Source organism: Streptomyces sp. NPDC042002 (genome assembly GCF_055588305.1).
Map to the genome: position 1 here is coordinate 120,917 of NZ_JBVJCT010000023.1, position 11,931 is coordinate 132,847.

At 70.9% G+C, this 11,931-nt stretch carries 7 protein-coding genes; 5 read left to right on the plus strand and 2 right to left on the minus strand.

The features are described from left to right. Window position 1 precedes the first annotated feature (1 nt). On the minus strand, window positions 2–805 hold the full coding sequence (locus ACZ6KY_RS28210; protein ID WP_469313074.1) for a TNT domain-containing protein: 804 nt from the start codon (window positions 803–805) through the stop codon (window positions 2–4). A gap of 544 nt (window positions 806–1,349) precedes the next feature. Here ACZ6KY_RS28210 and ACZ6KY_RS28215 point away from each other — a divergent pair. From ACZ6KY_RS28215 to ACZ6KY_RS28225, 3 genes are all read left to right on the plus strand, one after another. Continuing rightward, window positions 1,350–3,395 carry a M4 family metallopeptidase gene (locus ACZ6KY_RS28215; protein WP_469313075.1) on the plus strand — a complete coding sequence of 682 codons (2,046 nt, stop codon included), beginning with the start codon at window positions 1,350–1,352 and terminating at the stop codon, window positions 3,393–3,395. Window positions 3,396–3,727: 332 nt separating this feature from the next. Beyond that, window positions 3,728–5,392 (plus strand): M4 family metallopeptidase, encoded by a 1,665-nt coding sequence (locus ACZ6KY_RS28220; protein WP_469313076.1) that lies wholly within the window; start codon window positions 3,728–3,730, stop codon window positions 5,390–5,392. Between the two features lie 76 nt (window positions 5,393–5,468). Further along, window positions 5,469–5,969 carry a DUF1990 family protein gene (locus tag ACZ6KY_RS28225; RefSeq protein WP_469313077.1) on the plus strand — a complete coding sequence of 167 codons (501 nt, stop codon included), beginning with the start codon at window positions 5,469–5,471 and terminating at the stop codon, window positions 5,967–5,969. Between the two features lie 112 nt (window positions 5,970–6,081). Here the strand turns inward: ACZ6KY_RS28225 and ACZ6KY_RS28230 are convergent, their stop codons facing one another. Next, on the minus strand, window positions 6,082–8,700 hold the full coding sequence (locus ACZ6KY_RS28230; RefSeq protein ID WP_469313078.1) for a glycosyltransferase family 1 protein: 2,619 nt from the start codon (window positions 8,698–8,700) through the stop codon (window positions 6,082–6,084). Between the two features lie 328 nt (window positions 8,701–9,028). Between ACZ6KY_RS28230 and ACZ6KY_RS28235 the strand changes: the two genes are divergently transcribed. Both ACZ6KY_RS28235 and ACZ6KY_RS28240 read left to right on the plus strand, forming a co-directional pair. After that, a complete protein-coding gene (locus tag ACZ6KY_RS28235) occupies window positions 9,029–10,225 on the plus strand; it encodes a S8 family peptidase (RefSeq protein ID WP_469313079.1) in 1,197 nt (398 codons plus the stop codon). Between the two features lie 222 nt (window positions 10,226–10,447). Then, on the plus strand, window positions 10,448–11,931 hold a 1,484-nt coding region (locus tag ACZ6KY_RS28240), incomplete at its 3' end, for a maltotransferase domain-containing protein (RefSeq protein WP_469313080.1).

Genomic DNA, 11,931 nt, shown 5'->3' on the forward strand with positions numbered 1-11,931 from the left:
ATCAGTGGTTGATCCGCACCAGCGTGCCATTGCTCACCAGATCACCCACCGTGGTGCGGGGGATGTCCGGGCAGAACCTGCTCGATGTCACGTACTGGGTGCCGAGGCCGGGCTGCTCGAACCCGGGGGCGGTCTCGCCCGCGCAGACCGTCACGTCCTTGGCCAGCCGGTAGAGGTGGTAGTTGTACGGGTAGCGCGGGTCCATGGTGTTGAGGCTCGACGGCGGGATGGAACGCTTCCCGTACTTGGTGCCAGCGGGGGCGAGGAAGCGGCCCGACTCGCCGCCGACGCGGTCGAGCTTCAGGCCGGCGTGGAGCACCAGGGGGGCGGCCAGTACCGTCTGGTTCTGGTGGGTGAAGCCGTCGTCCGGCGGGTAACGCCAGTCGCCCTGGCCGGAGTCGAGGGTGGGGTCCCACCACTTGTCGAGGAACTTCACGGCGGTGAGACCGCCGAGCCGGTTGTACCCGTCGAGGATCCTCCCCACCGGGCCCCGGGTCGGCAGCCACTTCGGGCCCAGCCGCCAGTCACCACAGAAGAAGAGGCGCTCCAGCCTCGGCGGGATGGGATCCGGCACGAGCCCCCTGCACACACGCGGCTGTTCGTAACGGCCGTGCTCGTCCCCCGGCTTCACGTGCCCGGGGGCCGGCTTCGGCTCCGGGGTGGCGGACAGGGCCCGCGTGACGCCGCTCGTGCGGCTGTCGTCCGGATGCGCGGACGCCGCGGACGAGACGGAAGCGCCGAGCACCAGAGAACCGGCCAGACCTCCCAGAGCCGCCAGGCTCGCACACCAATGTGACCTTCTCACCAAACCTCCTGCGGGAATACGTGTCCGGATCGCACCGCGTCGCGCGGCTGAGGCGCCGGGAGCGGTCCGGAATGTCGGGGATCACTCAAACCGCAGGGGACGGAGGCAGGCGAGCGGACGTGCCGGAACACGCCCGAAAGGGGCTGGGCTTCATTCCGTTGCTGCCCGCGGGCCGGTCATCTGGCGGTATGCGCACCCGGCCGGCGCCTCGCGCCGGGCACGTCCCGAGGCGGCCCCGCCTCCCCGTCCCCGGGTCGGTCCGTGCCTGGACGAACACCCGAAGGACAGTCCGTATATCGAACATGACTAACCGGACAACGAACCGTTTCCGGCCATTTTAGTGACGCGGTCCTGACAGAAAGGGTTATCTCCTGCCACTCTTCCCACGGCTACTTCACAGCAACCTCACAGCTACATCCGCCGTGTTGGGCCGTACGACCCCATGCACCTGGTTCCGCGTAACGCCCAGTTCTGCCCGGACGGGTCATCCATCGTCCGGTCTCCCCTGGCCGCGCGACCCGCGGCCATGCAGAAGGAGTCAGTGTTGAGCAGCAGTTCTCCCCACAGACGCACCTCCCACATCACCAAGCGCCGTGTCGCCGGTGTCGCCCTCGTCGGCGTCTCGGCCCTGCTGGCCGCGGCCGTCCAGTCGGGCGCCGCGAGCGCCGCCCCGGAGCAGGCTCCCCGGGCGGGCAGGATCAACCCGGGCTCCGTCGCCATGAAGCTCACCGCCTCACAGCGCGCCGAGCTGATACGCGACGCCGACGCGGCCAAGGCCACGACCGCCAGGGACCTGGGTCTCGGCGCCGGCGAGACCCTCGTCGCCCGTGACGTCATCAAGGACCACGACGGCACCGTCCACACCCGCTACGAGCGGACGTACCGAGGACTGCCGGTCCTCGGCGGCGACCTGGTCGTCGACACCTCCAGGTCCGGGAGGACCGGGCACGTCTACAAGGCGACGAAGGCGTCGCTCAAGGTCGCCACGCTCAAGCCCACGGTCGCCGCCGGCACGGCGGAGAAGCAGGCCCTGTCCGCCGCCAGGGCCGCCGGTTCGAAGAGCAGCGCCGCCGACCGCGCGCCCCGCAAGGTGATCTGGGCGGGAAGCGGCAGGCCGGCCCTCGCCTACGAGACGGTCGTCGGCGGTCTCCAGGACGACGGCACGCCCAACGAGCTGCACGTCATCACCGACGCCGCCACCGGCAAGAAGCTCTACGAGTACCAGGGCATCGAGACCGGCGTCGGCAACACCCAGTACAGCGGCCAGGTGACCCTGACGACCACGCAGTCGGGCTCCAACTTCACGCTGACGGACGGCGCGCGCGGTGGCCACAAGACGTACAACCTGAACCACGGGACGTCGGGCACCGGCACGCTGTTCTCGCAGACGAGCGACACCTGGGGCAACGGCACCACGTCGAACGCCGCGACAGCCGGCGCCGACGCGCACTACGGCGCCGCGGTGACGTGGGACTTCTACAAGAACACCTTCGGGCGCAGCGGCATCAAGAACAACGGCGTGGGCGCGTACTCCCGTGTGCACTACGGCAACTCGTACGTGAACGCGTTCTGGGACGACAGCTGCTTCTGCATGACGTACGGCGACGGGTCCGGGAACAACGACCCGCTGACCGCGCTCGACGTGGCCGGCCACGAGATGAGCCACGGCGTCACGTCCAACACCGCGGGTCTCAACTACTCGGACGAGTCCGGCGGTCTCAACGAGGCGACCTCCGACATCTTCGGCACCGGCGTGGAGTTCTACGCCAACAACTCGACCGACGTGGGCGACTACCTCATCGGCGAGAAGATCGACATCAACGGCGACGGCACACCGCTGCGTTACATGGACAAGCCGAGCAAGGACGGCGGTTCCGCGGACAGTTGGTACTCCGGTGTCGGCAACCTCGACGTGCACTACTCGTCGGGTGTCGCCAACCACTTCTTCTACCTGCTGAGCGAGGGCAGCGGCGCCAAGGTCATCAACGGCGTCAGCTACAACTCGCCCACCTCCGACGGGCTTCCGGTCACCGGCATCGGCCGCGACAAGGCGCTGCAGATCTGGTACCGCGCGCTCACCACGAAGTTCACCTCGACCACCAACTACGCGTCGGCCCGCACCGGCACGCTCGCGGCGGCGGGGGAGCTGTACGGCACGACGAGCGCCGAGTACACGGCGGTGCAGAACGCCTGGGCGGCCGTGAACGTCGGTTCACGGCCGGGCGGTGGCGGCGGTGGCGGCACGTCGTTCGAGAACACGACCGACGTATCGATTCCGGACAACGGTCCGGCGGTCACCTCGTCGATCGCGGTCACCGGACGCACCGGCAACGCCCCGTCGAACCTCGCGGTCGCCGTGGACATCGTGCACACCTGGCGCGGTGACCTGGTGATCGATCTGGTCGCCCCGGACGGCTCGACGTACCGGCTGAAGAACTTCAGCTCGTCCGACTCGGCGGACAACGTGAACACGACCTACACGGTCAACGCGTCCTCCGAAGTCGCCAACGGCACGTGGAAACTCAAGGTCCAGGACCAGGCGGCCCAGGACACCGGCTACATCAACAGCTGGAAACTGACCTTCCCGTAGACCGCGGCCGGCCTCCGCGTGGTCCGCGGCGGAAGTCGGTACGCGAACAGGATGCCAGGGCGCTGTCCCGGAGGTTCGAATCCCCCGGGGCGGCGCCCTCCTTTGCCCGGAGGGGAGTTTGGGTTGACCCGCCCTTGGCGGCGGCCGGCCCGGCGCCCGGCACCCCAACTGTTCACCTGATCGACGATTTTCAGCCAAGGTCCTTATGGGCTCCTGACATGTACGCGTCTGGGATGGCACGCTTCCACCGCACGGCTCACCCGCACCGCAACTTCACAACCGTCCGTCCGGCCACCCCACGCCGTTCGGACGCCCCCACAAAAGGAGCTTGCGTGACCCCCCTCTACGCGCGTCACAAGCGCACCACTCTGGCCGTCGCCACCGCCGTCGCCGCCGGAGCCCTGCTCGCCACCGGTCTGACCACCGGTGCCGCCGCCCAGACCGCGGCACTCCCCGCCGGCAAAACCACCCCCCTCGCCGGTTCGCAGGTCCTGCTCTCCAACTCCGCGCGCACCGCGCTCATCAAGAAGGCCGACGCCGCCACGGCGGAGACGGCCCGGCAGATAGGCCTCGGCGCCAAGGAGAAGCTGGTCGTCAAGGACGTCGTCAAGGACGCCGACGGCACCGTCCACACCCGTTACGCACGCACGTACAACGGACTTCCGGTCCTCGGCGGCGACCTCGTCGTCCACGAGTCCAAGGCCGGCAAGACCGAGGGCGTGACGAAGGCGACCAAGACGTCCATCAAGGTCGCCTCGCTCAAGCCGCTCGTCACGACCGCCAAGGCCGAGAAGCAGGCACTGACCGTCGCCAAGGCCGCGGGCTCGGACAAGACCGCCGCCGACCAGGCCCCCCGCAAGGTGATCTGGGCCGCCACCGGCAAGCCGACCCTCGCCTACGAGACCGTCGTGGGCGGCCTCCAGGACGACGGCACCCCCAACGAACTTCACGTCATCACCGACGCGGCCACCGGCAAGAAGCTCTACGAGTACCAGGGCATCGAGACCGGCACCGGCAAGACCCTCTACTCGGGCACGGTCACCCTCAACACGACCCTGTCGGGATCGACGTACAGCCTGACCGACAGCACCCGCGGCAGCCACAAGACGTACAACAAGTCGCACACCACGACCTCCTCCGCGGGCACGCTGTTCACCGACGCGGACGACGTGTGGGGCACCGGCGCCGCCTCCAGCTCCACCACCGACCAGACCGCGGCCGCCGACGCCGCGTACGGTGCGCAGGAGACGTGGGACTTCTACAAGAACACCTTCGGCCGCAGCGGCATCAAGAACAACGGCGTCGGAGCGTACTCGCGCGTCCACTACGGCAGCTCGTACGAGAACGCGTTCTGGGACGACAGCTGCTTCTGCATGACGTACGGCGACGGCGCCAGCAACACGCACCCGCTGACCTCGCTGGACGTGGCCGGCCACGAGATGAGCCACGGCGTCACCGCCAACACCGCGGGCCTGAACTACTCGGGCGAGTCCGGCGGTCTCAACGAGGCGACCTCCGACATCTTCGGCACCGGTGTCGAGTTCTACGCGGGGAACTCCTCCGACGTGGGCGACTACCTCATCGGCGAGAAGATCAACCTCAACGGTGACGGCACCCCGCTGCGCTACATGGACCAGCCCAGCAAGGACGGCGGCTCCGCCAACTACTGGTCCTCCAGCGTCGGCAACCTGGACGTGCACTACTCGTCCGGCGTCGCGAACCACTTCTTCTACCTCCTCTCGGAGGGCAGTGGCGCGAAGACGATCAACGGCGTCAGCTACAACTCCCCGACCTACAGCGGCACGACGGTCACCGGCATCGGCCGGGCCGCGGCGCTGCAGATCTGGTACAAGGCGCTGACCACGTACTTCACGTCCACCACCAACTACAAGTCCGCCCGCACGGGCACCTTGTCGGCGGCGGCCGCGCTGTACGGCTCCGGCAGCACCCAGTACAACGCGGTGGCGGCGGCCTGGACCGCGGTCAACGTCAGCTAGTGCTGGTACGAACGTAATCGAACTGAGGCGGCACCCGGCACCGACCAGTGCCGGGTGCCGCCTTACGCTTGCCCCCATGCCCTACACGTACGAGGACGTGGGCGCGACCCGCGAGGACCGCTGCCCCCCGGGCTTCCACCGACTGCATGTCCGCTCCCGGATAGGCGAGGGCGAGGCCGTGTTCCGGCGCGCCTCCGAAGCCCTGATGACCTGGGAGCTGCACCGCGCCATGGGAATCAGCATGGTCTCCGACGCCGACAAGGCCGCGCCGGGCGTCGCCGTCACGGTCGGCATCGGCCCGATCAAGGCCCCCTGCCGCGTCGTCTGGACCGCCGAGGAATACCGGCGCACCGCCTGGGCCTACGGAACGCTTTCCGGCCATCCCGAGTGCGGCGAGGAAGCCTTCATCGTCTCCCGTACCGGCGACGGCACCGTCTGGCTGACGATCACGGCCTTCAGCCGCGCCGCCAAGTGGTACGCCCGCGTGGGCGGCGCCGCGACCCGGGGCCTGCAACACGCCTACGCCCAGCGGTGCGGGAAGGTGATGCGGCGGTTGTGCGCGGGGCTCGACAGCTGAACCCTCCCGCGGACCGCGGGCCAAAGGGACGGACGTGACGGAGGCCGACGGCGTCCGCGCCGAGGGCGAGCCACGGCGCATGGCCCGCCCCTGACGGTCGCGCCGCCGCACGTCACCGCATCAGCACGCCCGCCCCCTCCCCCATCTCCTCCGAAGGCACCGCCACCAGTCCGAGTTCCGCGCCGGAGGCCAGCAGGCGGTGGGCCGGCAGGATGCGGACCGTGTAGCCGAAGGACCCCGTGCGGTCGAGGGACAGCGGGCCCTCGTACACCCAGCGGCCCTCCAGGTCGGGGCCGCCGGCCGGCTTCAGCGGGACACAGACCGCGTCCGCGATGCGGTCGTCCGTGTCGACGCGGCCCGCGACCGCCTGGACCTCCACGTCGTCGGGGGCGAGGTCGGCGAGGCCGACGCGGACCCGCAGCGACAGGGTGGTGCCGAGTTCGGGGGTCGTGGTGGCCGAGGACGCCTCGACATGGTCGACGGTGATCTGCGGCCAGGCGGCGCGCACCCGCGACTTCCAGGCGGCCAGTTCGCGGGCCGTCTCGGCGGTGAGGGAACGGTGGGCCTGGGCCGCGGGGGCGTACAGGCGCTCCACGTACTCGCGCACCATCCGGCCCGCCAGGACCTTCGGGCCGAGGTGGGTCAGCGTCCGGCGGACCATCTCGATCCAGCGGTCGGGCAGACCCGCCTGGCCGCGCTCGTAGAAGCGCGGGGCCACCCGCTGTTCGAGGAGGTCGTACAGGGCACCGGCCTCCAGCTCGTCCCGGCGGTCGTCGTCGGTCGCGGTGCCGTCCGCGGTCGGGATCGCCCAGCCGAAGTCGGGCTGGAACCACTCGTCCCACCAGCCGTCCAGGACGGACAGGTTGAGGCAGCCGTTGAGCGCCGCCTTCATCCCGCTCGTGCCGCACGCCTCCAGCGGGCGCAGCGGATTGTTGAGCCAGATGTCGCAGCCCGGGTAGAGCTTCTGGGCCATCGCCATGCCGTAGTCGGGCAGGAAGACGATCCGGTGGCGCACCCGGGGGTCGTCCGCGAACCGGACCAGCTCCTGGATCAGCCGCTTCCCGCCGTCGTCCGCGGGATGCGCCTTGCCCGCCACGACGATCTGGACCGGCCGCTCCGCGTGCAGCAACAGGTCCATGAGCCGGTCGCGGTCGCGCAGCATGAGGGTCAGCCGTTTGTACGAGGGGACCCGGCGCGCGAAGCCGATGGTGAGTACGTCGGGGTCGAGGACCCCGTCGATCCAGCCGAGTTCGGCCGTGCCGGCGCCGCGCTGACGCCAGGACGCCCGGAGCCGGGCCCGTACCTCAAGGACCAGCTGTTCCCGCAGCACCCTGCGCAGGTCCCAGATCTCCTGGTCGGCGATCTCCGCCACCGTGTCCCAGCGGTCCGAGCCGCCGACGGTCAGCGCGTCCTCGGTGCGCTGCGCGCCGATCTGCCGGGCGCCGAGGCGGAAGACCTCGGGCGCCACCCAGGTCGGCGCGTGGACGCCGTTGGTGACCGAGGTGATCGGCACCTCCTCGGGGTCGAAGCCCGGCCAGAGCCCGGAGAACATCTCCCGGCTGACCTGGCCGTGCAGCAGCGAGACCCCGTTCGCCCGCTGGCCCAGCCGCAGGCCCATCACGGCCATGTTGAACAGGTTCGGCTCGCCGCCGGGATAGGTCTCCATGCCGAGGGCGAGGACGCGCTCCACGTCGATGCGCGGGAGTTCGGCGTCGGGGCCGAAGTGGCGGGCGACCACCTCCCGGTCGAAGCGGTCGATGCCGGCGGGCACCGGGGTGTGGGTGGTGAAGACCGTGCCGGCCCGCACCGCCTCCAGCGCGGACGCGAAGTCCAGGCCCTCGTCGGCGAGTTCGGCGATCCGCTCCAGGCCGAGGAACCCCGCGTGCCCCTCGTTGGTGTGGAACACCTCGGGCTGCGGGTGCCCGGTCAGCCGGCAGTACGTCCGGACCGCCCGCACCCCTCCTATACCGAGGAGCATCTCCTGCAGCAGACGGTGTTCGCTGCCGCCGCCGTACAGCCGGTCGGTGACCCCGCGTTCGCCGAGGTCGTTCTCCTCGACGTCGGAGTCGAGCATGAGGAGCGGGACGCGGCCGACCTGGGCGAGCCAGATCCGGGCGCGCAGCGCGCGGCCGCCGGGCAGGGCGAGGGAGACCAGGGCGGGTGTGCCGTCGTCCTCGCTCAGGGGCACCACGGGCAGTTCGTTCGGGTCGAGGACCGGATAGTGCTCCTGCTGCCAGCCCTCGCGGGACAGGGACTGGCGGAAGTAGCCGTGCCGGTAGAGCAGGCCCACGCCGATGAGCGGGACGCCGAGGTCGCTGGCGGCCTTGAGATGGTCGCCCGCGAGGATGCCGAGGCCCCCGGAGTACTGCGGCAGCGCGGCGGTGACGCCGAACTCGGGCGAGAAGTAGGCGACGGCGGCGGGCAGGTCGGAGGTCTGCGTCTGGTACCAGCGGTCGCCGGTCACGTACTCGCGCAGGTCGGCGGAGACCGCGGCGAGACGGCGCAGGAAGCGGCTGTCCTCCGTGAGCTCCGCGAGCCGGCCGGCCGACACGCTGCCGAGCAGCCGTACGGGGTCGTCGCCGCACGCGGTCCAGCGCTCGGGGTCGACGGACTGGAAGAGGTCACGGGTCTCGGCGTGCCAGGACCAGCGGAGGTTGCGGGCCAGGTCACTGAGCGGGTGAAGGGCTTCGGGGAGAACGGGTCGGACGGTGAATCTGCGGATCGCCTTCACGAGTTCCACCTTCACACAGGACGTACGCGGCAGAGGGACGCACGGCGTTGTGCGGCCTTCGTCACCCACGACGTTAGCGGCGAGGGTGCCTTCGCGACACGGCGCATCGCGGCACTGCCCCGGATGGGGCCAAGCGTGTGACGTCGGCGAGAAATCGACGCAACCTTCACGGACACCCCATGGACGGGATGGCCGATTCCGCCCTCATGGGCGGCCTTGTGGTGCTTCGCACCGCACGAGAGGCTCACCGGGTGACGTACGGCCGGTCCCTGCCCAGCGCGGTCGGCTCCGGCCTCGGTACGTCGAGTTGAGGAGGGGAACTCAAGTCATGGCACGGACGAGGAAGTGGCGTCTGCGCTGGGCGGCGGGTCTCACCGCGGTCACGACGGCCGCGGTGCTTTCGGCCATCGCCCCACCCGCGCAGGCGGCCCCGGAGGGGCAGATACTCGGAGCGGGGGAACCCGGCTCCGTCAGCGGGAGCTACATCGTGACGCTCAAAGGGGGTACGCGGGCTCCGTCGTCGGCCGGAACGGGCATCGCCGAGCAGTACGGGGCGAGAATCAGCCACACCTACGGTACGGCTCTCAACGGCTTCGCCGTGCGGGCCGACGAGAGACGGGCCCGGCGGCTCGCCGCGGACCCGCGCGTGGCCTCGGTCGTCCAGGACACCCGGGTGACGCTCGACCGCGTCCAGGGGAACCCGCCCTCGTGGGGCCTGGACCGGATCGACCAGCCGAGCCGGCCACTGGACAAGCGGTACACGGCACCCGGATCGGCGGGTTCGGGCGTGACCGTATACGTCATCGACACCGGCATCCGGATCACGCACAGGGACTTCGGGGGCCGGGCGAGCTACGGCTGGGACTTCGTCGACAACGACGGGACGGCGCAGGACGGCAACGGCCACGGCACCCATGTCGCCGGCACCGTCGCCGGCACCGGGTACGGCGTCGCCAAGAAGGCCAGAGTCGTCGCCGTCCGCGTCCTCGACGACAAGGGGGCCGGTTCCACCGCCCAGGTCATCGCGGGCATCGACTGGGTCACCCGGCACGCGAGGAAGCCGGCCGTGGCCAATCTCAGCCTGGGCGGGTACGCCAACGACCGGTTGGACGCGGCCGTCCGCAACTCCATCGCCTCCGGTGTGACCTACACGGTCGCGGCGGGCAACTCCGGGCTGCCGGCCTCGCTCTACTCCCCGGCCCGGGTGGCCCAGGCGCTCACCGTCGGCGCGAGCGACCGGAGCGACGCGCGGGCGAGCTTCTCGAACACCGGATCGTCGGTCGACCTCTTCGCGCCGGGGGTGGACATCACGTCGGATTCGTACACCAGCGATTCGGGCACGGCGACGTACTCCGGTACGTCGATGGCGAGCCCGCACGCCGCGGGCGCGGCCGCGCTGTATCTGGCGGACCATCAGAGGGCCGCGCCGGCCCAGGTGGTGAAGGCGCTGGTCAAGCGGGCGGTCCCGGGAAAGGTGTCGGGCGTCGGCCCGGGTTCACCGAACAGGCTCCTGCAAGTCGGCTGACCCTGGTGGGACGCTGGTACAACCAGGGTGATTCGGCCACACCGCACCGGCCTCGCCTGCCCGGGACGAGGCCGGTCTTGTGTGTAGACATACGCGTGAGTAGTTAACAAAGTGCCGGAATGCTCACCCGCATAGGGTGGGAAGGCTCCTCCGGTACACCCGCAGGCCCCACCTCCCCACACCCTCATCCGCCCACCCACGTTGACGCGGACAGGAGCGGTCATGCCCGCCACGCACCACACGTCGCCACCCCCGACGACCACCCCCGATACGCCCCGAACACGCAAGGCCGAAGCCGGTCCCCGTACCCCTGAGAAACCGTCGGCCGCCCCCGGCGGCAACAGCCCGGCCGCCCCCGGCCCGGCCGACTCCACCACGCGCTCCACGAGCGCCGGTTCCGCCGCCCCGGACACGGACACCTCCGTGGCCGCTGCCTCCGCCGCCGGTACGTCCGTCCCGGACACATCCGCTCCGGACAGGGCCGCTCCTCGCGGCGTCGCCCCCAAGACCAAGACGACCAGGTCCGCTCCCAGTACGGCCAAGTCCGCCCCCAAGACGGTGAAGTCCGTTCCCAAGGCCGGCAAGGCCGGTCCCAAGACGGGCAAGGCCGTTCCCAGCGTGGGCAGGGCCGTTCCCAGGGCGGGCAAGGCCGCCGTCCCCGCCACCCGCGCCCCCGGTGCCCCCCTCGCCCCCGCCGTCACTCCGGCGACGGCCGTCGGGCGCATCCCCGTCCTCGACGTCCGCCCTGTCGTGCAGCACGGGCGCCGTCCCGCGAAGGCGGTGGTGGGCGAGGAGTTCGAGGTCTCGGCCACGGTCTTCCGCGAGGGCCATGACGCGGTCGCCGCGAACGTCGTGCTGCGCGACCCGGACGGCCGCCCCGGCCCCTGGACGCCGATGCGCGAGCTGGCCCCCGGCACCGACCGCTGGGGTGCCAGGGTGAGCGCCGGCTCGGAGGGCCGCTGGACGTACACGGTGGAGGCGTGGGGGGATCCGGTCACCACCTGGCGGCATCACGCGGGGATCAAGATCCCGGCCGGGATGGACACGGAACTGGTGCTGGAGGAGGGCGCCCTGCTGTACGAGCGGGCCCTCGCCGACCTGCCGAAGGGGCCCAAGGGCAGGAGCCGCAGGGACACGCTGCTCGGGGCCGTCGACGCGCTGCGCGACACCGGCCGTCCCGTCGCCTCCCGCCTCGCCGCCGCCCTCACCCCCGAGGTGGACGAGGTGCTGGCCCGCCATCCGCTGCGCGACCTGGTGACGTCCTCCGAGCCGTTGCCGCTGCTGGTGGAGCGGGAGCGGGCGCTGTTCGGTTCCTGGTACGAGTTCTTCCCGCGTTCGGAGAGCGGTCGGAGCGGGCAGCTGGATCCGCCGGCGCACGGCACGTTCCGTACGGCCGCCGAACGCCTGCCCGCCATCGCGGAGATGGGCTTCGACGTCGTCTACCTCCCCCCGGTCCACCCGATCGGCACGACCTTCCGCAAGGGCCCGGACAACAGCCTGTCGGCCGCGCGGGAGGACGTCGGCGTGCCCTGGGCGATCGGCTCCCCCGAGGGCGGGCACGACGCGATCCACCCCGACCTGGGCACCATCGACGACTTCGACGCGTTCGTCCGCCGGGCAGCCTCCCTCGGCCTGGAGATCGCGCTCGACTTCGCGCTCCAGTGCTCCCCGGACCACCCCTGGGTGGAGAAGCACCCGGAGTGGTT

Excerpts from the sequence above, each read along its gene's own strand:
- ACZ6KY_RS28225 (WP_469313077.1), top strand. The coding sequence starts at position 5,469 with ATGCCCTACACGTACGAGGACGTGGGCGCGACCCGCGAGGACCGCTGC.
- ACZ6KY_RS28235 (WP_469313079.1), top strand. The coding sequence starts at position 9,029 with ATGGCACGGACGAGGAAGTGGCGTCTGCGCTGGGCGGCGGGTCTCACC.